This is a genomic window from Oleisolibacter albus, assembly GCF_003336875.1.
GTDB lineage: Bacteria > Pseudomonadota > Alphaproteobacteria > Azospirillales > Azospirillaceae > Niveispirillum > Niveispirillum album.
Map to the genome: position 1 here is coordinate 224254 of NZ_QGNJ01000004.1, position 22864 is coordinate 247117.

The window sequence follows — 22864 nt, forward strand, 5'->3', positions numbered from 1 at the left end:
GGGCCTTGCGGCCTTCACGCCCCCAGTCTTGCCAGGGCCGCGCCCGGAACGCCAGCGCCGGGGAGGGGGTCACAGCCCTAGGGGCGGTTCCGGCGGGGCGACGGCGGGGGCGAACGCGCTCTGGCCCAGCCGGGCGCGATGGTCGTTCAGCGCCCAGGCCACGCTGGGGAAGGCCAGGGACGACCAGGGGATCTCCTCCCAGGCGAACAGGGCCACCTCCAGGCTTTCCGGCCCGGCGGCCACCGTCGGCGCCGTCAGCCGGGCGCGGTAGATCAGCTGCACCTGGTCGATGCGGGGAAGGCTGTAGACGGCCAGAAGCGCGTCGATGGCGATCTGCGCCCGCGCCTCTTCCCAGGCCTCGCGGGCGGCGCCCTCCTCGCAGCTCTCGCCCAGTTCCATATAGCCGGCGGGCAGGGTCCAGAAGCCGCGGCGCGGCTCGATGGCGCGGCGGCACATCAGGATGCGCCCATCCGCATCCGTCACCACCGACCCGACGATGATCTTGGGATTCTCATAGGCGATATAGCCGCAGTCCGGGCAGACCAGCCGCTCCCGGTCCTCGCCGGCGGGCACGGTGCGGATGCGGGGGCCTGCGGCGGGGGGCGGCGAGCTCATGCCGTCAGAATGGAGCGAACGCGGCAGGCCGGCAAGGGCGCTGCCGCGTCGTATCCGGCACAATCCGCGGCCTGGGCGGTCGGCCTGGCCGCCGGGCACGGGCTCACTTGTTGCGGTCGGCCGATTTCTCGATGGCTTCGCCGCCGGCCTGCAGGTCCTGGCCGGCCCCCTCCACGGTGTTGCAGGCCGTCAGGCCCAGCAGCGTCAGCAGCAGGGCAGCCGCTGAAATCTTCGACAGAGAAAAACGAGCAGCCATGGTCGATCCTTTCTGTGTGGCCGGAGCGGTTATTTCCGGCATGTCTGGGCTTCGGCCGCCCTCGTCTAAGGGCGACGCCGAAGCGCTAAAGGAACGGCGACCCGTGTTTCAGGTTCCACCCCGCGATCGGGAGTAATGCCAGCGGGGAAGACCCCGGCCATGGCGGCGATCCGGCATGGGACCGGACATTGCCGGCGTCCGGACAGCGAAACGGCGCACCCGCCAGGGCGCGCCGCCGGAAAATGTCACGCGGACAGGAAAGAAAATGTCACGCGGACAGGAAAAGGGCGTGGATCAGCGCACGGACCGGATCAGGCCCGGATATCGACGAAGGCACCGCGCGTCCGCCCACTGCCCAGGGCCTGCTCTCGCTCATCCTCGGTCGGGGCGGTGTTCAGGCTGCTGAGATTGGCGGCACTGCCGCTGGTGTCCTGACGCCCGCTGGTCAAGGCATCGGCCGCGGCCCGCTTCTGGTTGGCGGCGACGGCATCGACCGGATCGATCGGCGGCTGGATATTGGGGTCCGGCTGACGAATCCCCGGCGCGCCGAAGACGGACGCCGACGAACCGGACAAGCTGCTGCCGGACAGGCTGTTGATGGCCATGATGCACCTCACACGTTGGGGGTATATTGATCCGATTGCCCATCGGGGTCAAGACGGTGCGGCCCGGCGGCGGTTCCGCCGTGGATGGCTGATCGGCACAAAAGGTCGGGCCGGCTGTTGGTGCAGGTCGGCCGTGCCATCCGCGCACGGACCGTCCCGCAAATGGACCCGCAGATGGGCTCCGGACCCGGCCGGCTCCCATGAACTGACCCGACAGGCCCGATGGAGGAAGCAGCATGACTGAGGATAGCCGCGACGATCGCATCCGCGCCCGCGCGCACGCGATCTGGGAACAGGAGGGCCGGCCGGAGGGACGCGAGCAGGCCCATTGGGACATGGCCTCCGAGCTGGTGGCGCAGGAGGAGAACTACACCGGTACCTTGGAAAGGAATCCCTCCCGCGGGCCGGACGACGTGGCTCTGCACCAGCAGCCGGTGGAACCGACCCTGGCCTATGAGACTATGGGGGAGGTTCCCGGCCTGACCGACCAGGGGGAGGACCGCCAGTTCCCCAGTCGGGACGCCATCCCCGGCGCTCGCGACGGCGCCTGACCGCAGCCGGCCCGCTGTCGGAGCCGGGGAGGAGGCGGATCGTTCCGGTTTTGGAACGATCCGCTTTTTTCATGGTGCTCCTGGCGTGGTCCCGCGCTTCCCCGTGCCGCCGCCGCAATGGATCCCCGCCGATCCGGTGCAATGGCTATCGACAGGCGGCGCTGTCGGCCTCACCCTGGGCCGTATCGCAATCCGGGACGGGAAGGGGCCATGAGCCTGCTGCTGAATCTGGTCTGGCTGCTGCTGTTCGGCTGGGCTGCGGCCCTGGGTTGGCTGCTGGCAGCGGTGCTCATGGTCATCACCATCGTCGGCATCCCCTGGGCGCGGGGGGCGTTGACCATCGCCCTGTTCATGCTCTGGCCGGTGGGGCGGGAGGCCATCGACCGCAGCCTGCTGACGGGGCGGGAGGATATCGGCACCGGGGGCTTCGGCTTCGTCGGCAATCTGCTCTGGTTCCTGTTCGCCGGCTGGTGGCTGGCGCTGGGCCATCTGCTGATCGGCCTCGGCTTCTGCCTGACCATCATCGGCATTCCCTTCGGCTGGCAGCATTTCAAGTTCGCCGGCCTGTCCCTGGCCCCTATCGGCAAGGAGGTGGTGGACAAGGACACCGCCGCCATGCTGCGCCGCCGGGCCTATGGCTGACGGGAGTGCCCGAGGGCGGCATCCCGGCGGCATCCCGCCCCGATATCCCGGGCCGCCCCTCCCACCCCGGCCTGTCCCCCTCAGCACAGCGGTTCCAGCAGGTCGGGCACGCGCTGACGCTCCACCGCCTCCAGGAAGCAGTCCACCAGCCGGTCCGTCTCGGCCACGGCGCGGCGCCAGGCGGTCTTGCGCGCCGCCGTGGGCAGGCGCTTGAAGTCGCTGCGCTCAGGGATGCGGCCATGGGGCAGGCCGGCGATGAAGTCCCGCGACGGGCAGATCAGCAGCGTGCGCGCCAAGTTGCGCGGGTCGGGCCGGCGCCAGCGCAGCGACTTGTCGAACCAGCCGGGCACGATGCGCTCGGAAAAATGCGGATAGAGCACCAGTCCCGGCGGCTGGTACGGGATGTCCAGGTGATAATCGAGGATGCCGCCGTCCAGATACAGGCCCGGCGGCCCGCCCTCCAGTTGCGGCACCGCCGCGAAGACGAAGGGCACGGCCGCCGTGGCCAGCAGCGCCGCCTCCATGTTTGCCGCCGTCAGCGGCACAGCGCGGGCGGCGAAGCCAGGGGCGAAGGGCGGGGCGCTGCGCGGGTCCTGGATGCAGGTGCGCTCGAAGAACAGGTGCAGGCTGCGCCGGCTGGCGGTGTTGGCCAGCGCCGCCGCCGCCAGCCCCAGCCCCATGCTGACGGGATGGTCGCGCATGCCGCGCCCGCGCACGGCCAGCACCGACAGCCGCATGCAGGGATGGGCCAGGATGTCCGCCGCTCCGCTGCGGCCCAGGATGACATCCAGGAAGCCGCGGCAATGCGCGGTCAGCGCGGCCGCCGTCACCGGCGCCTCCACCTCGTAATCGAGATAGGTGTCCTCGAAGCGGGCGCAGGCGGCCACCGGGTCGGGCTGGGCGATGCAGGCGAAGCGCCAGCAGCCGATGGAACTGCCGACCAGATGCAGCGGCCGTGTGCGCGTGCGGAACCAGCGCCCGAACAGGGCCCGGTCCAGCCGGGTCAGGGCCAGCCATTTCGGCCCGCCCGAGGCCCCGGCCACCACATCGAACAGATCCTCCTGGAACCCCTCGGCCCGGATGCGGGCCATGGCTTCGGGGCCGGCGAGAAAGCGCAAGGGGCGGGACATGGGCATCCGGGGTGGCGGTGGCAACGGCTGCACGACCATAGGAAGCCGGGGCCGGCGGATGCAACCCGTGCGGTGGGGCGCCTGTTCCGCCGCCGGTGGTGCCCGCTGCCGGACTCGAACCGGCACGTCCTTGCGGACAAGGGATTTTAAGTCCCTGGCGTCTACCGATTCCGCCAAGCGGGCGCTGCTCCGGCATCGGGTGCGGCGACCCTAGCGGAGGGGGTGGGAGCGGTGCAAGGGGTGTGTGCGGCGGGGGCGTCCGGCGGCGCTGGCCAGCCAGCGCCGCCGCCGGGGGGGCTTGACGGCGGGCGGCGGCGGGGACACCTCCTGGGGTATGAACGACTCCCAATGGGTTTCCCTGATCGCCGGTCTCCTGGTCCTGCTGCTGGTCTGGCGCGGGGTGCGGGTGCTGCCGCGCGACGGCATGCTGCGCAATGTGGTGATCTGGCTGGTGGTGTTCCTGCTGCTGGGGCTGGCCTACCAGACCTTCGGTCCCTTCGACGCCATCGAGCGCCGCTTCCACCGTCCGCCGCCGGTGCCGGCCGAAGGCGGCACCGATATCTGATCCGGTCGGCGCCGTTCTGGATCGGCCGGTGCGCGCCCTCTCTTGCCGATAGCGGATGCCTCCCCCATGCTGCGGAAGCAACCGCCACCCTCACCTGTTGTCCCCGGCATGCCCAGCACGACCACCCTCGGCCCGGCGGCCGGCCGCACCGACCCGTCCCAGCCCGCCACGCCCCATGGGCGTCTGGCGGCCATGACCATCGCCGCCATGGGCGTGGTCTATGGCGATATTGGCACCAGCCCGCTCTACTCCGTGCGCGAGGCCTTCGGGCATACGGGCCGGCTGGCGGTGACCGATTTCCATGTGCTGGGCATCCTGTCCCTGGTGTTCTGGGCCCTGATGCTGGTGGTCACGCTGAAATATGTGGTGCTGATCCTGCGGGCCGACCACAGGGGGGAGGGCGGGGTGCTGGCGCTGGCCACCCTGGCCCTGGCCGGCGGCGACGGCAGCGCCCGCCGCCGCGCCCTGATTACCGGGCTGGCCGTGATGGGGCTGGCCCTGTTCTATGGCGACGGGCTGATCACGCCGGCCATTTCCGTGCTGTCGGCGGTGGAGGGGCTGGGCGTGGTGGCGCCCACGCTGGCCCACTGGTCGCTGCCGCTGGCGGTGCTGGTGCTGACGGCCCTGTTCCTGGCCCAGAGCCGGGGCACCGGCAAGGTCGGGCGCATCTTCGGCCCGATCATGGTGCTGTGGTTCCTGACCCTGGGCGTGCTGGGTCTGGCCGGCGTGGTGCAGGAACCGCGGGTGCTGCTGGCCGTCGATCCCCGCTATGCCCTGGCCTTCGCCGTGGAGGAGGGCTGGCTGCTGTTCCTGGTGCTGGGCACCGTGGTGCTGGCGGTGACGGGGGCGGAGGCGCTCTATGCCGACATGGGCCATTTCGGCCGCCGGCCCATCCGCATCGCCTGGTACGGGCTGGTGCTGCCGGGGCTGCTGCTGAACTATTTCGGCCAGGGGGCGCTGCTGCTGCGCGATCCGGCCGCCGCGGCCAATCCCTTCTATCTGCTGGCGCCGGAGGCGCTGCGCCTGCCGCTGGTGGTGCTGGCCACCTGCGCCACCATCATCGCCAGCCAGGCCGTGATCTCCGGCGTGTTCTCGCTGACAAGGCAGGCCATCCAGCTGGGCTTCCTGCCGCGCATGGCCATCCTGCACACCTCGGCCCACACGGTGGGGCAGGTCTATATCCCCCGCATCAACGCCCTGCTGCTGACCGGCGTGCTGGTGCTGGTGCTGGGCTTCGGCAGTTCCAGCGCCCTGGCCGCGGCCTATGGCATCTCCGTCACCGGGGCCATGGGCATCGACGCCATCCTGGCCCTGGTCGTCGCGGTCGGCCTGTGGCGCTGGGGCCGGGTGCGGGCGCTGCTGGTGTTCGGCGGGCTGTTCCTGGTGGACATGGCCTTCTTCGCCGCCAATGCCCTGAAGATCCCCCAGGGCGGCTGGTTTCCGCTGCTGGTGGCCGGGCTGGTCTATCTGACGGTGCTGACCTGGCGCCGGGGCCGCGGCGTGCTCTACCGCCGGCTCTACCAGGATGCGCTGCCCGTGTCGCTGTTCCTGGAGCGGGCCGACCGCACGCCGGTGCGGGTGGCGGGCACGGCGGTGTTCCTGACCGGCAATCTGGGCACGGTGCCCCATGCGCTGCTGCACAATCTCAAGCACAACAAGGTGCTGCACGAGCGCGTCATCCTCATGACCCTCATCATGGAGGAGGTGCCGACGGTGGCGCCGGAGCAGCGCCTGCAGGTGGAGAAGCTGGGCAAGGGCTTCTTCTGCGTCACCGCCCGCTTCGGCTTCATGGACGAGCCGGATGTGCCGCGGGCGCTGGAGGCCTGCCGCGCCTACGGGCTGGCGGTCGATCTGGATGAAACCAGCTATTTCCTGGGGCGGGAGACGCTGGTGCCCAGCAGCCGGCCCGATCTGGCCCGCTGGCAGGAGGGGCTGTTCATCGCCCTGTCGGCCACGGCGCTGCCGGCGACACGCTTCTTCCGTCTGCCGCCGGGCCGGGTGGTGGAGCTGGGCACGCAGATCGAGATATAATCCGGCGGCGGAACGAACGGGCGGGATAGATCGCCCGGAATGGCCGGGATAAACCCTTCAGGCGAGATCTTGCCGCACTGCACACGGAATGTTACGTCAACAGTCAGAGGCCGGGTCACGGTCCGGCCAAGACAATGTTCCGGGAGAAACGATCCATGTGCGCTGCCATCGCCGACCATGACCTTGTGCGGACGCCGGCCAATTTCGTGCAGCTGACGCCGCTGTCCCTGCTGCGCCGCACCGTGGACGTGCATCCGACCCGCACCGCCGTGCGCTACGGCGACATCACCCGCACCTATGCCGAGTTCGGGGACCGCTGTGTCCGTCTGGCCGCGGCCCTGGCCCGCGCCGGCATCGGCCGCGGCGATGTGGTGTCGATCCTGGCTCCCAACACCCCGGCGCATCTGGAGGCGCATTTCGGCGTGCCCATGGCTGGCGCCGTGCTGCATTCCATCAATATCCGTCTGGACGCCGCCGCCATCGCCTTCCAGCTTCAGCACGGGAATTCCAAGCTGCTGCTGGTGGACGAGGAATTCGCGCCGCTGGTGCGCAAGGTGCTGCCGCTGCTGGATCGCCGGCTGCCGGTGGTGCACATCCCCGACCCCGCCGTGGCTGCCGATCCCATCGGCATGGCGGAGTACGAGGCCTTCATCGCCCCGCCGGCCGGGGATTTCCAGCCGCTGGACCCGCTGGACGAATGGGACGCCATCGCCCTCAACTACACCTCGGGCACGACCGGCAATCCCAAGGGCGTGGTCTATCACCATCGCGGCGCCTATCTCAACGCCGTGGGCAACACCGTGGCCTGGTCCATGGGCGGGCATCCCGTCTATCTCTGGACCCTGCCGATGTTCCACTGCAACGGCTGGTGCTTCCCCTGGACCATCACGGCCCTGGCCGGCACCCATGTCTGCCTGCGCCGGGTTGAGGCCAAGGCGATATACGCAGCCCTGGTGGAGGACAAGGTCAGCCATTTCTGCGGCGCGCCCATCGTGCTGAACCTGCTGGCCAATGCCCCGGCCGAGATGAAGCAGGGCGTGGCGCCGGGGGTCAAGGTCATGACCGCCGGGGCCGCCCCGCCGGCCCCCGTCATCGCCGCCATGGAGGCGCTGGGGTTCAATGTCACCCATGTCTACGGCCTGACCGAGGTCTATGGTCCCTGCGTGGTCTGCGACTGGAAGGGCGAGTGGGACGGGCTGCCGCTGGAGGAGCGGGCGCGGCTGAAGGCGCGCCAGGGCGTGCGCTACCACCTGCAGGAAGGGCTGGCGGTGCTGGACCCGGAGACCATGGCCCCCGTGCCTGCCGATGGTGCCAGCATCGGCGAGGTCATGATCCGCGGCAACATCACCATGAAGGGCTATCTGAAGAACCCCGCCGCCACGGAGGAAGCGTTCCAGGGCGGCTGGTTCCATTCCGGCGATCTGGCCGTGCGGCATCCCGACGGCTACATCGAGCTGAAGGACCGCTCCAAGGACATCATCATTTCCGGCGGGGAGAATATCAGCACCATCGAGGTGGAGAGCGTGCTCTACAGCCACCCCGCCGTGCTGGAGGCCGCGGTGGTGGCCCGCCCCGACCCGAAATGGGGGGAGACACCCTGCGCCTTCGTCACGCTGAAGCCCGGCGCCACCCTGACGGAGGAGGAACTGATCGCCTTCTGCCGGCAGAATCTGGCCCACTTCAAGGCCCCGCGCACGGTGGTGTTCAGCGAACTGCCCAAGACCTCCACCGGCAAGATCCAGAAGTTCGTCCTGCGCGACCGCGCCAAGGCGCTGTGATCCCCCGTCCCCGTGTCGGCCGGCGGACAGTCCGGCCGGCACGGGCGGCCAAGCCCTTGATCGAAAGCGGGCTGCGGTGCCGGCACCGGCACCGCTTCCTGCCCGTCCTCATCGCGCCCGGTGCTCCAGGGCTGATATCGCTCTCCGGGGAAGGCCCCCCAAAGGAAAACGGCCCGTCCGGGGATGCCGGACGGGCCGTTTGTCACTGCCTTCGGGCCGGGGCGGCCGCGCCGGGCGCGGGCCGCCTGTGGTCTCAGCCTTCGGACTTGTCGTTCATGCCGCGACCGGTGGTGCGCTCGGCGATACGGGCGCTCTTACCGCGGCGGCCGCGCAGATAGTACAGCTTGGCGCGACGGACATCGCCCTTGCGCAGCACCTCGATGCTGTCCAGGCGCGGGCTGTACAGCGGGAACACGCGCTCCACGCCTTCGCCGTAGGAGATCTTGCGGACGGTGAAGGAGCTGTTCAGGCCGGCGTTCTTGCGGGCGATGCAGACGCCCTCATAGGCCTGGATACGCTCGCGGGTGCCTTCGACCACCTTCACGTTCACCTTCAGGGTGTCGCCCGGGGAGAACTCCGGAATGGTCTTGCCTTCGGTCAGCTTGGCGACCTGTTCGGCCTCGATCTGCTGCAGCAGGTTCATGGTACTCATCCTTCGGTACGGCCGCCGCCATCGTCCTGATGGTCGCCGGCTTTGGTTGGCGGTGCCGCGTCTCGGCGAGCGCGGCGTTGTTTCACCTTTGGGGCCGGACGGCTTTCCAGGTATCGGGACCACAAATCGGGGCGACGCTCCGCCGTGATCCGTTCCGCCTGTTCGAGCCGCCAAGCCCGGACCTTCCCGTGATGGCCGGACAACAAGATCTCCGGCACCGGGCGCCCGTTCCAGACTGCGGGACGGGTGTACTGCGGGTACTCCAGGAGTCCCCGTTCAAAACTCTCCTCCCCGGCCGTCTCGGCATTGCCCATGACCCCCGGCAGCAGCCGGACCACGGCGTCGATCAGGCACAGGGCCGCCGGCTCACCGCCGGACAGCACGAAATCGCCCAGGGAAACCTCCTCCAGGCGATGCTCCTCCAGGACGCGCTCGTCAACCCCCTCAAAGCGGCCGCACAGCAATGTCACCGACCGTTCCCCGGCGAGTTCCCGCACCAGGGCCTGGTCCAGCACACGTCCGCGTGGGCTGAGGTAGATCAGACGTCCCCGCTCGATCCCCCGGTCCCGGTCCCGGGCTTCGGTGAAGCGCAGGGCCGCGTCCAGAATGTCCGGCCGCAGGATCATGCCCGGGCCGCCGCCGAACGGGGTGTCGTCCACGGAGCGATGCTTATCGCGCGCGAAGGCGCGGATGTCCACCGATTCCAGACTCCAGCTGCCGTTTTCCAGCGCTTTGCCGGCCAGGCTGTGGCCCAGCGGACCCGGAAACATCTCCGGGAACAGCGTCAGCACGGTCACATGCCATGGCGGGGCCGCAGGCGGTGCCGGAGCCGGAGGAGGGGACTCCGTGTCCATGACCTCAGCGGTCCGCCGCTTCGTCGGCCGGGTCCGCCGCTGTTCCGGCCTCGCCGTCCGCCGTATCGGCATCGGGCTCGGCATCCAGCTTGCCGCCCATCTCCGCCAGCTCCTCCGGGTCCGGCTTGGCCGGGGTGAAGAGGTTAACCGGCGGGTCGACGACCACATGGCCCGCCTTCGGCTGCACCACCGGCACGCAGGCCTTGGTGAAGGGCACGAACACGGTCTTGCCCGAGGCATGCAGGATTTCCAGCATGTCCCCGGCACCGAAATCATGGATGGCCTTGATGGTGCCGAAGGCCTCGCCGGACGGGGTGACGGTACCCAGGCCGATCAGGTCGGCATGGTAGAACTCGTCCTCGTCCGCCGTCTCCGGCAGGCGGTCACGCTCCACATAGAGCCGGGTGCCCTTCAGGGCCTCGGCCTGCTCGCGGGTGCGCACACCCTCGGCCTCGACCATGAAATGGTCCTTGCCCATGCCGGTCATGCGCACGCGGAAGCTGCGGCCGCCGGTCTCATCCGTCAGCGGCGCGTAGGCGAACACGGCCTCCGGATCGGCGGTGAAGCTTTTCAGCCGCACACGGCCGTGGACGCCATGGGCGCCGATGAACTGGGCGACACAGATACGCGAAGACATGGGACGGCACTCGATACGCAAGGCACCCGACACGGGGCGGTCGGACGCAGGGAAACGGACACGCGCAGACGGATACGCGGCACGGGCGCTCCGGACGGGGTGTGGGGACGGGGCCGCAGCCCCATCCCCGTCCCGTCAAGACGCGCCAGGGTCAGCGGGGACTCAGCCCTCGCCGCCGGCGGCCTGGGCGGCCAGCTTGGCGCGCTCCTGGGCCTTGGCCTTCGGCGCGGACTTCTTCGGGGTCTGGCGGATGGCCGGGGCCGCCACCAGATTGGCCTTGGCCAGGAACTTCTCCACGCGGTCGGTCGGCAGGGCGCCCTTGGACAGCCACTCCTTCACGCGCTCTTCCTTCAGGGTCACGCGCTCCGGATGCTCGGCCGGCAGCATCGGGTTGTAGGTGCCCACCTTCTCGATGAAGGAGCCGTCGCGCGGGGCGCGGCTGTCGGCGATGACGATGGCGTAGAACGGGCGCTTCTTGGCGCCGCCACGGGCGAGGCGGATCTTAACGGACATGGGACTCAGTTCCTCTGTGAAGCAAATTCCGGATGATGATGGACCGCATGGGTCCCGTGTCCGTCCGGCGCGGATACGGGGGCGGCAGGGAAGACGGGGCGGCCGTGCGGCCGTGCCGGCGGGACGGGCGTGCGCATCAGGCCGCCCCCCGCCGCTGCTGCCATTCATGGCTCAGCAGCCCATAGATCAGGGTGTCGTGATAGGTCCCGCCCAGCAGGAAATCGGCGCGGCGGGTGCCCTCGCGGGTGAATCCCAGACGCTCCAGCAGACGGGCGGAGCGGTCGTTGCGCGGGTCGAGATTGGCCTCGACCCGGTGCATGTCCCAGGGACCGAAGGCGAAATCCAGGGCGGCGGTCACCGCCTCGGCGGCGAAGCCCTGGCCGCGCACCTGCGGCAGCAGGATATAGCCCAGCCAGATCAGCCGGTCCTGGGCGCCGAACAGCGAGATCCAGCCCAGGCAGCGGCCGCCGTCGCGGGTCACGGCCCAGGTGCGGGCGGTGTCCTCGTCCTCCAGCACGCGCTGCAGCTTTTCCCGCGTCTCGTCCACATCCTTGTGCGGCAGGTGGGACCAGTAGCGCATGCTGTCCGGGTCGTTGAACACGGGGAACAGGTCGTCCGCGTCCGCCAGCGTCAGCGGGCGGAGCAGCAGCCTTTCCGTGGTCAGCGTGACGGCGTCGGGCGGCATGGCGGTCAGCGCATCCCCTTCGGCATCAGCGCCGACAGGCCCTGGCGCATCAGGCCCTTCTGTCCGAGCTTCTTCATCTTCTTCATCATCTCGGACATGTCCTGGTACTGCTTGATCAGGCGGTTGACGTCGGCGACCGTGGTGCCCGACCCCAGCGCGATGCGGCGCCGGCGCGAGGCGTTGAGGATGGCCGGGGTCTTCCGTTCCTTCTTGGTCATCGACTGGATGATGGCCTCCTGACGCTTCAGGATGCTCTCGTCGATGTTGGCGTTCTTCATCTGCTCCTTGATCTTGCCGACACCGGGCAGCAGGCCCAGCATGCCGCCCATGCCGCCCATCTTCTTGATCTGGCGCAGCTGGCTCAGCATGTCGTCCAGGTCGAAGCTGCCCTTCTCCATCTTGCGGGCCAGCTTCTCGGCCTCGTCCTTGTCGATGGTCTCGGCCGCCTTCTCCACCAGGCTGACCACATCGCCCATGCCCAGGATGCGGCCGGCGATACGGTCGGGGTGGAAGGCTTCCAGCGCGTCCACCTTCTCGCCCACGCCCAGCAGCTTGATCGGCTTGCCGGTGACATGGCGCATGGACAGGGCCGCACCGCCCCGGGCATCGCCGTCGATGCGGGTCATGACGATGCCGGTGATGCCCACCTTCTCGTTGAAGTTGGTGGCCACCGTCACGGCGTCCTGGCCGGTCATGGCGTCCACCACCAGCAGGCTCTCGACCGGCCTGGTGGCGTCGCGGATGGCCACGACCTCGGCCATCAGCTCCTCGTCGATGGACAGGCGGCCGGCCGTGTCCAGCATGACCACGTCGAAGCCTTCCAGCCGGCCCGTCTCTATGGCGCGGCGGGCGATCTCCACCGGCGTCTGGCCGGGGATGATGGGCAGGCTGGCCACACCCACCTGGTCCGCCAGCACCTTCAGCTGCTCCTGCGCCGCGGGGCGGCGGGTGTCCAGCGAGGCCAGCAGGACCTTCTTCTTCTCGCGGGTCTTCAGCCGCAGGGCGATCTTGGCCGAGGTGGTGGTCTTGCCCGAGCCCTGCAGACCCAGCATCAGCACCGGCACCGGCGGCGTGGCGGTCAGGTTGATCGCCTCGCTGGTCTCGCCCAGCAGCTCGACCAGATGGTCGTGCACGATCTTGATGACCATCTGGCCGGGATTGATGCCGCGCAGCACCTCCTGGCCGATGGCCTTCTCCTTGACGCCGGCAACGAAGGCCTTGACCGCCGGCAGGGCCACGTCGGCTTCCAGCAGCGCCACGCGCACCTCGCGCAGGGCCGCGTTGACATCGTCCTCCGTCAACGCCCCGCGCTTGCGCAGGCGGTCGAAGATATCGCCAAGCCGACCCGTCAGACCCTCGAACATACCGTCGTCCTTCCGACCCCGTCCCCGTCCCGGTCCCGTCCTCTGCGGTTTGGATTTCCCAAACGCAAAAGCGCCAGTGCGCGACACTCGCGGACTGGCGTGGCACCGTGGTGCCGTGGGCTGGACCCATCAGGGTTACGGGGTAGATAGACGGGCCGCGGTCGGGAGTCAACTGTGCCGGCGGGATGCGGCATGGCATCCGGCGCGGCCTGCCCTTTCGGTCAGGTCCCGGTGCGTCGCTGGACGCATCCGGTCCGCTCATGCATAAGGAGGGGAGGTAGCACTTTCGGGCATGGCATGCGGCCGTGTGCAATCGGGCGATTTTGCCGGGGCGGCCCGGGGTCACGGATGGCGGGAGTACCAGGAATGTCGGGGTGGGTCGGCCAACAGCCTGACCGGCCGCGGGTGACCGTGACCGAGCTGCAAGGGGTGCTTTCAAGGCATCTGGCCTATCTGCGCCGCCAGCCGGGCGGGGCGCGGGCCAATTTCAAGCTGCGCGATCTGGCACATCTGGACCTGTCGGGAGCCGACCTCCGTGATGCCGACCTGTCGGGCGCGCGCCTGTTCGGGACCCGCCTGACCGGGGCGGTGCTGACCGGGGCCATCCTCTACGCCGCCGATCTGCGTCTGGCCAATCTGGAACGGGCCGATCTGCGCCGGACCGACCTGCGCGGTGCCTGTCTGCGCGGCGCCGTGCTGTCGGAAGCGCAGATGAGCGACAGCGATCTGCGCGACGGCACCATCATGCATGTGCGCGGCAATGGCGAGCTGGCCCTGCACGAGTTCGAGGCCGTCGAGGTGCATACCGAGCTGTCGGCGGCCACCATCCGTGCCGCGGATCTGTCGCGGGCACGGCTGGCCAACGGCTTCATCATGCAGACCGATCTGACCGACGCCGTGCTGCGCGGCACGAAATTCTACCGCGCCAATCTCACCAACTCGACCCTGATCGGCTGCGATCTGCAAGGGGCCGATCTGCGCGAGGCCAATCTCACCGGCACCCGGCTGAACGGGGCCAATCTCATCGGGGCGGAGCTGGACGCTGCCATTCTGGTCAATGCCGATCTGGTGGGCGCCATTATGGACGACCAGACCCAACGCCGGGCCAATCTGACCGACGCCATCCTGCCGCGGTCGCCAGCCAAGGCCGGGCAGGATCTCCCGTCGGTTCTGGCCGACCATGCCCGCTGGGTGGACAGCCAGGGGCGCCAGGGACAACGCGCCGATCTCTCCGCCCTGGATCTGGCCGGTGTCGACCTGTCCGGCCGGAACCTGTCGGCCGCGGTGTTCCACTGCACGGTGCTGCGCGGCGCCCGCATGGCGGGGGCGCAGCTGGCCATGGCCGACCTGTCGCTGGCCGATCTGCGCGGGGCGGATCTGACCGGGGCTGATCTGCGCGGCGCCACGCTGGAGCGGGCGACGCTGTCGGCGGCGGTGCTGGCCGGCGCCAATTTCGGCCCGGTGCGCATCCAGAGCGGATCGCCCCGCCTGTGGAGCGCCAATCTCCAGCGCGCGCGTCTGGACGGGGCGGATCTGACCGGGGCCGACCTGCATCAGGCCACGCTGGCCCAGGCCAACTTCACCGGCGCGGTGCTGCGCAGCGCCCGGGCCGAAGGGGCGTCGCTGGTGGGGGCCGACCTGACCGATGCCCAGTGCGAAGGGCTGCATCTGGCCGGTGCCGATCTGGCCGAGGCCCGCACCGTCGGCGCCCTGGGGCTGCCGCCGCTGCACTAGGCGGCCCGGCCGGGGACCGGTTCCACCGGGTCCGGCCCCCTGTTCCCCGTCATCCCCGCATTGACGCCATGCGGCCCGCGGCCTGTTCTCAGGCCGGGCGGCACAGTAGGCTCCGCGCGCTCGTTCCGTCCCGCCGGGACAATCCGATCCCGGCTGTGCCACCGCTGCCGCTGCAGGCCCCATGTCGACCTCCGCTCCCAGCGATGAAAACAAGGCGCGCGGCATCCTTCTGGCCGTGACCGCCTTCGCCCTGTTCAGCGTCATGGATGTGACGGTGAAGCTGCTGACGGCCCGCTACAGCGTGCCCCAGGTCATCGCCAGCCAGAATTTCTTCGCCCTGCTGGTCATCCTGGCCTATGCCGCCGCCACCGGCGGCATCCGCCATCATCTCGGCACGCGGCGGCTGCCGCTGCATCTTCTGCGGGCGGCCGGGGTGGTGTGCGGCAGCTTCTGCACCTATTTCGCCTACAGCCGCATGCCGATTGCCGATGCCTACGCCATCGCCTTCTCGGCACCGCTGTTCATCACCGCCCTGTCGGTGCCGATCCTGCGCGAGCCGGTGGGCTGGCGGCGCTGGTCGGCCGTGGCCGTGGGCTTCGCCGGTGTCCTGGTGATGCTGCGCCCGGGCCAGGGCGTACTCGATCTGGCGGCACTGGCCGCCCTGGGCGGAGCCTTCTTCTATGCCGGGGGCATGATCATCGCCCGCCACATGAAGGGAACGGAAAGCAGCGTCTCCTTCGCCTGCTTCGGCAATCTGGCGGGGCTGGTCGTCTATGGCGCCATGCTGCCCTGGCTGGGCCGGGTGCCGGACGGGGTGGATCTGGCCCTGTCGGCCCTGGGCGGCACCCTGTCCGGCACCGCCATGATCACGTTGCTGACGGCGTTCCGCTGCGCCCCGTCGGCCGTGGTGGCGCCGTTCCAGTACACCCAGATCATCTGGGGCATCCTCTATGGCGTGCTGCTGTTCGGCACCCGTCCCGACGGGCTGCTGTTCGTCGGCGGTGCCATCGTCATCGCCAGCGGCCTTTACATCCTCTACCGCGAGACCGTGCTCGGCCGGCCGCTGGTGGCCCCGTCCCGCTCCCCGGATTCCCTGTCATGACCGTATCACCGCCCACGCCCGCCACGCCCACCGCCGGGGCGACCCCGGCCGCACCTGCTGGCGGCCTGTCCTCCGCCCTGCGGGCCGGCGGCAGTCTGGCCGGGGTCGGCTTCTTCCTGCTGGCCATCTTCCTGTTCGGCATCATGGACAGCATGATCAAGGGCGCGTCGGCGCGGTACGACACCTGGCAGATCATGTTCTTCCGCGGGGCCTTCTCGCTGCTGCCCATCGCCCTGCTGGTGCGGCAGTCCGGCGGCGCCGCCGCGCTGCGCAGCCGGCATGTGGTCGGGCATGTGCTGCGCTCGACCATGGGCGTGGCGGCGGCTTATTTCTTCTTCTGGAGCTACAGCCGCATGCCGCTGGCCGATGTCTATGCCATCGCCTTCGCCGCGCCGCTGTTCATGACGGCGCTGTCGGTGCCCGTGCTGAAGGAACAGGTGGGGTGGCGGCGCTGGACGGCGGTGCTGGTGGGGTTCGGTGGCGTGCTGATCATGCTGCGGCCGGGGCAGGGGGTCTTGGGTTGGGTGGCGCTGATGCCGCTGGCCGGCGCCTTCCTCTATGCCCTGTCCATGCTCTATGTCCGCATCCTGGCCCGGTCGGAGACCAACGCGGCCATCGTCTTCTATTTCATCGTCACCCTGACCGTGGTGGCGGGGGTGGTGATGATCCCGGTCTGGCGCACGCCCGACCTTGTGGATTTCGCTCTGCTGGCGGCCATCGGCGTCATCGGCGGCGCCGCCCAGATCGTCTTCACCCAGGCCTTCCGCCTGACCCAGCCGGCTTTGCTGGCGCCGTTCGAATATACCGGCATGCTGTGGGCGGCCAGCTTCGGCTACCTGTTCTTCGGCGAGGTGCCGGACAAGGCCATCTGGATCGGCGGGGCGGTGGTGGTCGCTTCCGGCCTCTACATCATCCACCGCGAGACCGTGCGCAGCCGCCAGGCGGCCTGAGCTGCGGCCAGCGGCCGCCGCCGGCCGGGCCATCCGGCGGGAAGGGAATGGTTTCCAAAGGGTTGCCGCCGCGTGACCGTATTATGCCGCCCTTGCATCGGGGGGCCAATTGATAGAGCGTGCGTGCTGTCATACGCCTTGAGGTACCCTGGGGAATAACGGGGTATGCGTCCAACCACGAAGTCCTGCGATGCGAACAAACGGCGCCTCCCGCACCACTGTCTGGCCTGGACGTCCCTATCCGTTGGGGGCCACCTGGGATGGATCGGGCACCAACTTCGCCCTGTTCTCCGCCAACGCCGAAAAGGTCGAACTGTGCCTGTTCGACGCCGAGGGGCTGCGCGAGCTAGAACGCATCGTCCTGCCGGAATGCACGGACGAGGTCTGGCACGGCTATCTGCCCGACGCCCGGCCGGGCCTGCTCTATGGCTATCGGGTCTATGGCCCCTATGATCCGCCGCGGGGGCACCGCTTCAATCCCAACAAGCTGCTGCTGGACCCCTATGCCCGGGCCCTGGTCGGGCCGCTGCGCTGGTCGGATGCCCATTTCGGCTATCGTGTCGGCTCCAGCCGCGAGGATCTGTCCTTCGACCGGCGCGACAATGCCCGCGCCATGCCGAAATGCCGGGTCATCGACCCGGCTTTCACCTGGGGCATCGAGCGGGCGCCCGCGGTTCCCTGGACCGACACGGTGATCTACGAGGCGCATGTCCGGGGCCTGACGCTGAAACATGCCGGCGTGCCGCCGGCCCTGCGCGGCACCTTCGCCGGCCTGGGCAGCCAGGCCATGATCGATCATCTGCGCAGCCTGGGTGTGACCGCCATCGAATTGCTGCCGGTTCAGGCCTCCACCGACGACCGCTATCTGGTGGAGAAGTCGCTGCACAATTACTGGGGCTATGCCACGCTGGGCTTCTTTGCGCCCGACCCGCGCTACATGGCCGGCAGCAGCACCAAGGAGTTCAAGACCATGGTGGCCCGGCTGCACGATGCCGGGATCGAGGTCATCCTCGACGTGGTCTATAACCATACGGGCGAGGGCAGCCATCTCGGGCCGACGCTGAGCTTCCGCGGCATCGACAATGCCAGCTACTACCTGCTGCACCCCCACGACAAGCGCTACTATCTCGACCATACCGGCACCGGCAACAGCCTCAATCTGGTGCATCCGCGGGTGCTGCAGATGGTGATGGACAGTCTGCGCTACTGGGTCACCGACATGCATGTGGACGGGTTCCGCTTCGACCTGGCCACGACCCTGGCGCGGGAACCGCATGGGTACGATCCCCAGGGCGGCTTTCTCGATGCCTGCCGCCAGGACCCGGTGCTGTCCCGGGTCAAGCTGATCGCCGAGCCCTGGGATGTGGGGCCGGGCGGCTATCGCGTCGGCCAGTTCCCGCCGGGCTGGAGTGAATGGAACGACCGTTACCGTGACACGGTGCGGCGCTATTGGCGTGGCGACGAGGGCATGCTGCCGGAACTGGCCGCCCGGCTGACCGGCTCCGCCGACCTGTTCGAGAACGGCAGGCGCCGCCCCTGGTCCAGCATCAATTTCATCACCAGCCATGACGGCTTCACCCTGCTGGACACCGTCTCCTACGCCACGAAGCACAACGAGGCGAATCTGGAGGGCAACCGCGACGGGCACGATGCCAATTACAGTGCCAATTACGGGGTGGAGGGGCCGAGCGACGATCCGGCCATCCGCGCGCTGCGCCTGCGCCAGGCCCGCAACATGCTGGCCACGCTGCTCTTGTCCCAGGGCACGCCCATGCTGCTGGGCGGTGACGAACTGCTGCGCACGCAGCGCGGCAACAACAACGCCTATTGCCAGGACAATGAGATCAGCTGGTTGGACTGGGCTGCCGGCGGAGCCGCCGGCGGGGCCATGATCGAGTTCGTACACCGGCTGACGGATCTGCGCCGGCAGCATCCCGTGCTGCGTCGCGGCCGCTTCCTGCATGGGCGGGAGGAGTCGGCCGATGGGGTCAAGGACATCACCTGGTACGCCCCCGCCGGCAATGAGAAGACGGCGGAGCAGTGGCGTGACACCCAGGCCCGCTGCCTGGGTCTGCTGCTGAACGGGCGGGCCGGGGAGCATCTGGCCACGGATGGCCGCCCGGCTGCCGATGGGCGGCTGTTGCTGATCGTCAACGCCCATCATGAGGATGTGCCCTTCCGCCTGCCGGCGCTGCCGGGCGGGCGGATCTGGCGCTGCCTGCTCGACACCGGCCACCCCACCGGTGCGCCGGGGGACCGGCGGGAAGAATCGGGAACCGACGCGACCATCGGCGGGCGCAGCCTGACGCTGTTCGAACTGTTGGACCAGGAGGAAACGCCGGCAATCCGTCCGGCGCCGGAGGATGCCGAGGGATAAATGGCCAGCGAACTGGATTTTCACGGCCTGCATGTGGTGCTGGTTGACCGTGACAGCAGCATCCGCCGGCTGGTGCGTAGCATTCTCGCCCGGGACGGCATCACCGCCTTCACGGAATGCGCTGCCGTGCAGGACGTGGCCGGGGCCCTCAACGGCATCCTGCCCGACCTGATGATCGTCGATGCCGATCCGCCCGATGGTGATGGGCTGAAATTCATCCATGCCGTCCGGCACAGCCTGGGGGCGCTCAATCCCTTCGCCTGCATCATCGCCACCACCTGGCAGCCCACCAACGCCCTGATGATGCGGTTCGCCGCCAGCGGCGCCGACGATCTGCTGGTCAAGCCCTTCTCGGCCAAGCAGGTGCATGACCGGCTGCTGAATCTGGTGGAGGCGCGCAAGAAGTTCGTGGTCAGCAGCGACTATATCGGGCCGGACCGGCGGCGCCACCCGCGCGAGGGTCAGCAGGTGCCGCTGACCGAGGTCCCCAACACACTGCGCCAGAAGGCCCTGGGCCAGTATGACAAGGCGCGTGTGACGGAGGAGATCTCGGCCGCCCTGGCCGGGATCAACGGCCAGAAGATCATGCGCCAGGCCTTCCAGATTGCCTTCCTCGTGGATTTCGCCCTGCCGGGGCTGGCGCATACACCGCCCGACCGCATGGCGGTGGAGCATCTGCTGCGCGCCACCATCACCCTGGACGACATGCTGCGGCGGTTGCCTGCCGATGCCGAGCGCAGCGGCATCGATGGCCCCGTCACCACCATCCGCCAGCATATCGACCGGTTCAAGGCTGCGCTCGACCGGCCGCTTGCCGATCCCGCCGGCTTGGCCCGGGCCACACTGGATCTGGCGGCGATGATCTGCCGCCGCGGCGACCGCGGCCAGCTGGAACAGGAGGTGTCGGTCGCCGTTACCGCCTACCGCACCCGGCTCGAGCAGTTGGCCCAGGCCAAGGCCCATTCAGCGCCGGAGGCGGCAAGCGCCTGACCGGGCGGTCTTCCGTCGCCGCATTCCAGGGAGAACCGCCATGACCGATCCGTCCGTGACTGGCCCGTCCGCTGCGCCGACCGTGCCCCGCCTGGACTCAGGCGGCCGGCTGGTTCACGACATGCCGTTCGGCGCCATGCCGCAGCCGGGCGGCGGTGTCCGCTTCCGGCTCTGGGCCCCGTCGGTGCCGTCGCTGACCCTGGTGCTGGGGGAAGGGGCGGCCGAGCGGCGCCTGCCCATGCAGCCCGCCGCCGACGGCTGGTTCGAGCTGTTCGTGGCGGAGGCCGGTCCCGGCAGCCATTACCGCTATGCCCTGCCCGGTGGTCTGCTGGTGCCGGACCCGGCTTCGCGCGGGCAGGCGCAGGATGTGCATGGGCCGTCCGTCGTCGTCGATCCCGGTGCCTTCCTCTGGCACCATGCCGATTTCCCCGGCCGCCCCTGGGAAGAGACGGTGCTCTATGAGCTGCATGTGGGCACCTTTACGCCGGACGGCAGCTTCCGCGCCGTCATCGACCGGCTCGACCATCTGGAGATGCTGGGCGTCACCGCCATCGAGCTGATGCCGGTGGCCGATTTCGCCGGCCGCCGCGGCTGGGGCTATGACGGGGTGCTGCCCTTCGCGCCCGACCGCTGCTATGGCACACCCGACGATCTCAAGGCCCTGGTCGATGCCGTCCATGCCCGTGGCATGACCATCTTCCTCGACGTGGTCTACAACCATTTCGGACCGGAGGGGAACTATCTCCACGCCTATGCCGCCCCCACCTTCACCGACCGTCACCACACGCCCTGGGGGGCGGCGCTGAATTTCGACGGGCCGGATGCCCGGCCGGTGCGCGACCTCGTCATCCACAACGCCCTCTACTGGCTGGAGGAGTTTCGCTTCGACGGGCTGCGGCTGGACGCGGTGGACAGCATCCGCGACGACAGCGATCCCGATATCCTGACCGAACTGGCCCGCAGCGTGCGGGCGCGCTTCCCCGGCCGCCATGTCCATCTGGTGCTGGAGAACGGGCTCAATGCGGTCGACCGGCTGGAGCGCGATGCGGCGGGGCAGCCGCTGACCTATACCGCCCAGTGGGACGATGACTGGCACCATGCCGCCCATGTGCTGCTGACCGGGGAGCGTGACGGCTATTACGCCGACTATGCCGAGGATGCGGCTGCCGCCCTGGTCACCGCCCTGACCGAGGGCTTCGTCTATCAGGGCCAGCCGTCGGTCTTCCATGGCATGCCGTCGCGCGGCCAGCCCAGCGGGCTGCTGACGCCGCTGGCCTTCGTCACCTATCTGCAGAATCACGACCAGATCGGCAATCGCGGCTCTGGCGACCGGTTGGTCAGCCAGGCCGATCCCCGCGCCCTGCGGGTCATGACCGGACTCCATCTGCTGTCCCCGCAGATCCCGCTGCTGTTCATGGGGCAGGAATGGGGGGCGCGCACGCCGTTCCTGTTCTTCTGCGACTTCCATGGCGATCTGGCCGGCGCCGTGCGCGACGGGCGCCGGCGCGAATTTGCGGCCTTTACCGGTCTCGCCGACCCGGCGGTGCTGACCGGCCTGCCCGACCCCAATGCCGAAGCCACCCTGCTGGCGTCGCGCCTGGACTGGGACGATCTGGCCAAGGAAGAACATGAGGACTGGCTGGCCTGGACCAGCCTGCTGCTGACCCTGCGCCGCAATGCCCTGATGCCGCGCCTGTCCGCCTTGCCCGGCGGGCTGGCGCAGGGGCGTGTCTGGGACGGCCATGCCGCCGCCATGACCTGGACGCTGGCCGACGGAGCCACCCTGTCGGCCGTGGCCACCCTGGGCGGGGAGGGCCGGGCCGGATTCGCCCGTCCGCCCGGCGATCTGCTGCTGGCCAGCGCGGAGGATGTGGAGGAGCATCTGGCGCAGGGGCGTCTGCCCGGCTGGTCGGCGGCCTGGTTCCTGACCGGCGGCAGCATCGGCCACCCCTGATCCGATCCGCTGACCGGCTGTGCGGGGCGGCCCCCCGCCGCCAGCGGGGCTGGGCGAATTGACGCAGCCCCGGCCTGTCTTTGACCTGAATCAAAGATGTGGCCGCCAACCCTTTCTACGTTGCGTCGCAACAATACGCACAGCTTGGGTGGCGACAATGGATGGGTTGCGGGTCGGCGCGATCGGGCCGGAACTATTGCCTGCGGACACCGCGGACTGGCCGATCGATCTGGAGCGGTTCCGGGCCGCCCCGTTGACGACGGAGCCCTTCCCGCATCTGGCCTTGACGGAGTTCGTGAAGCCGGCTGCCGCCGCCCTGGCGCGGCAGGGGTTCCCGTCCTCGGGCCAGGGTGGTCTGGCCCCGGCGCCGGGGCGCGAGGGGCTGGCGGGGCTGAACCCCGGATTCGCCGTGCTGCTGGCGGCGTTGCGCAGCCCGGAGATGACGGCCGCCTTCTCCGCCAAGTTCGGCCTTCCCCTGTCGAACGAATCGTTGATGGTCACCCTGCGCGACCGCTGTCAGGCCAAGGACGGCCGCATCCATACCGACAGCGTCTCCAAGCAGGTGACGGCGCTGATCTATCTCAACGACGGCTGGACGCCCGAGGGCGGGCGGCTGCGCCTGCTGCGCGGCCCCGACGACATCGACGACATGATCGCCGAGGTGCTGCCCCTGGACGGCACGCTGGTCTGTTTCCGCCGCACCGACAACAGCTGGCACGGCCACAAGCCCTATGAGGGCGTGCGCCGCTACATCATGCTGAACTGGATGGTCGATGCCGGTGCCGCCAAGCGCGAGACCCTGCGCCATGGCCTGTCCGCCGCCTGGAAGCGCCTGTCCGGCGGTTCGTCCATGTGACCGTCCATCCCGGCCCGGCGGTT

General features: G+C 69.4%; 22 protein-coding genes and 1 tRNA gene. 12 read left to right on the top strand and 11 right to left on the bottom strand.

What is annotated here, in order from left to right:
* Nucleotides 1-69 precede the first annotated feature (69 nt).
* The 3 genes from DK368_RS07590 to DK368_RS07600 form a co-directional block, all read right to left on the bottom strand.
* Complete coding sequence (locus DK368_RS07590) at nt 70-615, bottom strand: NUDIX hydrolase (RefSeq protein ID WP_114393323.1); 546 nt, start codon at nt 613-615, stop codon at nt 70-72.
* A 103-nt stretch (nt 616-718) separates the two neighbouring features.
* Entirely contained in the window at nt 719-871 is a 153-nt protein-coding gene (locus DK368_RS07595; RefSeq protein ID WP_114393324.1) for an entericidin A/B family lipoprotein, read from the bottom strand.
* 311 nt (nt 872-1182) lie between these two features.
* Nucleotides 1183-1476, bottom strand: coding sequence for a hypothetical protein (locus DK368_RS07600; RefSeq protein ID WP_114393325.1), 294 nt, complete (start codon nt 1474-1476; stop codon nt 1183-1185).
* A 236-nt stretch (nt 1477-1712) separates the two neighbouring features.
* Between DK368_RS07600 and DK368_RS07605 the strand changes: the two genes are divergently transcribed.
* The gene (locus DK368_RS07605; protein WP_114393326.1) at nt 1713-2027 is read left to right on the top strand and encodes a DUF2934 domain-containing protein; all 315 of its coding nucleotides are present in this window, start codon (nt 1713-1715) and stop codon (nt 2025-2027) included.
* Nucleotides 2028-2237: 210 nt separating this feature from the next.
* Nucleotides 2238-2669 carry a YccF domain-containing protein gene (locus DK368_RS07610; protein ID WP_114393327.1) on the top strand — a complete coding sequence of 144 codons (432 nt, stop codon included), beginning with the start codon at nt 2238-2240 and terminating at the stop codon, nt 2667-2669.
* A gap of 80 nt (nt 2670-2749) precedes the next feature.
* On the opposite strand, the gene DK368_RS07615 is transcribed toward DK368_RS07610, so the two are convergent.
* Nucleotides 2750-3799, bottom strand: a complete 1050-nt coding sequence (locus DK368_RS07615; RefSeq protein WP_162305925.1) for a patatin-like phospholipase family protein — start codon at nt 3797-3799, stop codon at nt 2750-2752.
* Between the two features lie 96 nt (nt 3800-3895).
* Nucleotides 3896-3982 (bottom strand) — tRNA-Leu (locus tag DK368_RS07620).
* 151 nt (nt 3983-4133) lie between these two features.
* On the opposite strand from DK368_RS07620, the gene DK368_RS07625 reads away from it, so the two are divergent.
* The 3 genes from DK368_RS07625 to DK368_RS07635 all read left to right on the top strand — a co-directional run bounded on the left by DK368_RS07625 (nt 4134) and on the right by DK368_RS07635 (nt 8173).
* Nucleotides 4134-4364, top strand: a complete 231-nt coding sequence (locus DK368_RS07625; RefSeq protein ID WP_114393329.1) for a DMT family transporter — start codon at nt 4134-4136, stop codon at nt 4362-4364.
* Nucleotides 4365-4472: 108 nt separating this feature from the next.
* A complete protein-coding gene (locus tag DK368_RS07630; RefSeq protein ID WP_114393330.1) occupies nt 4473-6395 on the top strand; it encodes a potassium transporter Kup in 1923 nt (640 codons plus the stop codon).
* Nucleotides 6396-6550: 155 nt separating this feature from the next.
* Complete coding sequence (locus DK368_RS07635) at nt 6551-8173, top strand: acyl-CoA synthetase (protein ID WP_114393331.1); 1623 nt, start codon at nt 6551-6553, stop codon at nt 8171-8173.
* Between the two features lie 253 nt (nt 8174-8426).
* Here DK368_RS07635 and rplS read toward each other — a convergent pair whose 3' ends face one another.
* The 6 genes from rplS to ffh form a co-directional block, all read right to left on the bottom strand.
* Nucleotides 8427-8816, bottom strand: a complete 390-nt coding sequence (rplS, locus tag DK368_RS07640; protein ID WP_114393332.1) for a 50S ribosomal protein L19 — start codon at nt 8814-8816, stop codon at nt 8427-8429.
* Between the two features lie 5 nt (nt 8817-8821).
* Entirely contained in the window at nt 8822-9595 is a 774-nt protein-coding gene (trmD, locus tag DK368_RS07645; protein ID WP_240002399.1) for a tRNA (guanosine(37)-N1)-methyltransferase TrmD, read from the bottom strand.
* 88 nt (nt 9596-9683) lie between these two features.
* On the bottom strand, nt 9684-10316 hold the full coding sequence (rimM, locus tag DK368_RS07650) for a ribosome maturation factor RimM (RefSeq protein WP_114393334.1): 633 nt from the start codon (nt 10314-10316) through the stop codon (nt 9684-9686).
* Nucleotides 10317-10478: 162 nt separating this feature from the next.
* Nucleotides 10479-10829 (bottom strand): 30S ribosomal protein S16, encoded by a 351-nt coding sequence (gene rpsP / locus DK368_RS07655; RefSeq protein ID WP_114393335.1) that lies wholly within the window; start codon nt 10827-10829, stop codon nt 10479-10481.
* A 136-nt stretch (nt 10830-10965) separates the two neighbouring features.
* Nucleotides 10966-11514 (bottom strand): GNAT family N-acetyltransferase, encoded by a 549-nt coding sequence (locus DK368_RS07660; protein ID WP_114393336.1) that lies wholly within the window; start codon nt 11512-11514, stop codon nt 10966-10968.
* Between the two features lie 5 nt (nt 11515-11519).
* A complete protein-coding gene (ffh, locus tag DK368_RS07665) occupies nt 11520-12878 on the bottom strand; it encodes a signal recognition particle protein (protein WP_114393337.1) in 1359 nt (452 codons plus the stop codon).
* A gap of 366 nt (nt 12879-13244) precedes the next feature.
* Between ffh and DK368_RS07670 the strand changes: the two genes are divergently transcribed.
* The 7 genes from DK368_RS07670 to DK368_RS07700 all read left to right on the top strand — a co-directional run bounded on the left by DK368_RS07670 (nt 13245) and on the right by DK368_RS07700 (nt 22841).
* The gene (locus tag DK368_RS07670) at nt 13245-14612 is read left to right on the top strand and encodes a pentapeptide repeat-containing protein (protein ID WP_114393338.1); all 1368 of its coding nucleotides are present in this window, start codon (nt 13245-13247) and stop codon (nt 14610-14612) included.
* 181 nt (nt 14613-14793) lie between these two features.
* Nucleotides 14794-15714 (top strand): DMT family transporter, encoded by a 921-nt coding sequence (locus tag DK368_RS07675; protein ID WP_114393339.1) that lies wholly within the window; start codon nt 14794-14796, stop codon nt 15712-15714.
* Nucleotides 15711-16664 (top strand): DMT family transporter, encoded by a 954-nt coding sequence (locus DK368_RS07680; protein WP_114393340.1) that lies wholly within the window; start codon nt 15711-15713, stop codon nt 16662-16664. Before DK368_RS07675 ends, DK368_RS07680 begins: the two co-directional genes overlap by 4 nt.
* A 190-nt stretch (nt 16665-16854) precedes the next feature.
* Nucleotides 16855-19041 carry a glycogen debranching protein GlgX gene (gene glgX, locus DK368_RS07685; protein WP_114393341.1) on the top strand — a complete coding sequence of 729 codons (2187 nt, stop codon included), beginning with the start codon at nt 16855-16857 and terminating at the stop codon, nt 19039-19041.
* On the top strand, nt 19042-20031 hold the full coding sequence (locus DK368_RS07690) for a response regulator transcription factor (protein WP_114393342.1): 990 nt from the start codon (nt 19042-19044) through the stop codon (nt 20029-20031). It begins immediately after the preceding gene.
* Between the two features lie 40 nt (nt 20032-20071).
* A complete protein-coding gene (gene treZ, locus DK368_RS07695) occupies nt 20072-21985 on the top strand; it encodes a malto-oligosyltrehalose trehalohydrolase (protein ID WP_240002383.1) in 1914 nt (637 codons plus the stop codon).
* Nucleotides 21986-22181: 196 nt separating this feature from the next.
* Nucleotides 22182-22841 (top strand): 2OG-Fe(II) oxygenase, encoded by a 660-nt coding sequence (locus DK368_RS07700; protein ID WP_240002384.1) that lies wholly within the window; start codon nt 22182-22184, stop codon nt 22839-22841.
* The last annotated feature ends 23 nt before the right edge of the window (nt 22842-22864 follow it).

Coding starts and splice junctions, on each gene's coding strand:
- DK368_RS07690 (WP_114393342.1), top strand. CDS start 19,042: ATGGCCAGCGAACTGGATTTTCACGGCCTGCATGTGGTGCTGGTTGAC.
- rplS (WP_114393332.1), bottom strand. CDS start 8,816: ATGAACCTGCTGCAGCAGATCGAGGCCGAACAGGTCGCCAAGCTGACC.
- rimM (WP_114393334.1), bottom strand. CDS start 10,316: ATGTCTTCGCGTATCTGTGTCGCCCAGTTCATCGGCGCCCATGGCGTC.
- DK368_RS07630 (WP_114393330.1), top strand. CDS start 4,473: ATGCCCAGCACGACCACCCTCGGCCCGGCGGCCGGCCGCACCGACCCG.
- DK368_RS07635 (WP_114393331.1), top strand. CDS start 6,551: ATGTGCGCTGCCATCGCCGACCATGACCTTGTGCGGACGCCGGCCAAT.
- ffh (WP_114393337.1), bottom strand. CDS start 12,878: ATGTTCGAGGGTCTGACGGGTCGGCTTGGCGATATCTTCGACCGCCTG.
- DK368_RS07625 (WP_114393329.1), top strand. CDS start 4,134: ATGAACGACTCCCAATGGGTTTCCCTGATCGCCGGTCTCCTGGTCCTG.
- treZ (WP_240002383.1), top strand. CDS start 20,072: ATGACCGATCCGTCCGTGACTGGCCCGTCCGCTGCGCCGACCGTGCCC.
- DK368_RS07615 (WP_162305925.1), bottom strand. CDS start 3,799: ATGTCCCGCCCCTTGCGCTTTCTCGCCGGCCCCGAAGCCATGGCCCGC.
- DK368_RS07595 (WP_114393324.1), bottom strand. CDS start 871: ATGGCTGCTCGTTTTTCTCTGTCGAAGATTTCAGCGGCTGCCCTGCTG.
- DK368_RS07610 (WP_114393327.1), top strand. CDS start 2,238: ATGAGCCTGCTGCTGAATCTGGTCTGGCTGCTGCTGTTCGGCTGGGCT.
- DK368_RS07590 (WP_114393323.1), bottom strand. CDS start 615: ATGAGCTCGCCGCCCCCCGCCGCAGGCCCCCGCATCCGCACCGTGCCC.
- DK368_RS07660 (WP_114393336.1), bottom strand. CDS start 11,514: ATGCCGCCCGACGCCGTCACGCTGACCACGGAAAGGCTGCTGCTCCGC.
- trmD (WP_240002399.1), bottom strand. CDS start 9,595: ATGTTTCCGGGTCCGCTGGGCCACAGCCTGGCCGGCAAAGCGCTGGAA.
- DK368_RS07605 (WP_114393326.1), top strand. CDS start 1,713: ATGACTGAGGATAGCCGCGACGATCGCATCCGCGCCCGCGCGCACGCG.
- DK368_RS07675 (WP_114393339.1), top strand. CDS start 14,794: ATGTCGACCTCCGCTCCCAGCGATGAAAACAAGGCGCGCGGCATCCTT.
- DK368_RS07600 (WP_114393325.1), bottom strand. CDS start 1,476: ATGGCCATCAACAGCCTGTCCGGCAGCAGCTTGTCCGGTTCGTCGGCG.
- glgX (WP_114393341.1), top strand. CDS start 16,855: ATGCGAACAAACGGCGCCTCCCGCACCACTGTCTGGCCTGGACGTCCC.
- DK368_RS07680 (WP_114393340.1), top strand. CDS start 15,711: ATGACCGTATCACCGCCCACGCCCGCCACGCCCACCGCCGGGGCGACC.
- DK368_RS07670 (WP_114393338.1), top strand. CDS start 13,245: ATGTCGGGGTGGGTCGGCCAACAGCCTGACCGGCCGCGGGTGACCGTG.
- rpsP (WP_114393335.1), bottom strand. CDS start 10,829: ATGTCCGTTAAGATCCGCCTCGCCCGTGGCGGCGCCAAGAAGCGCCCG.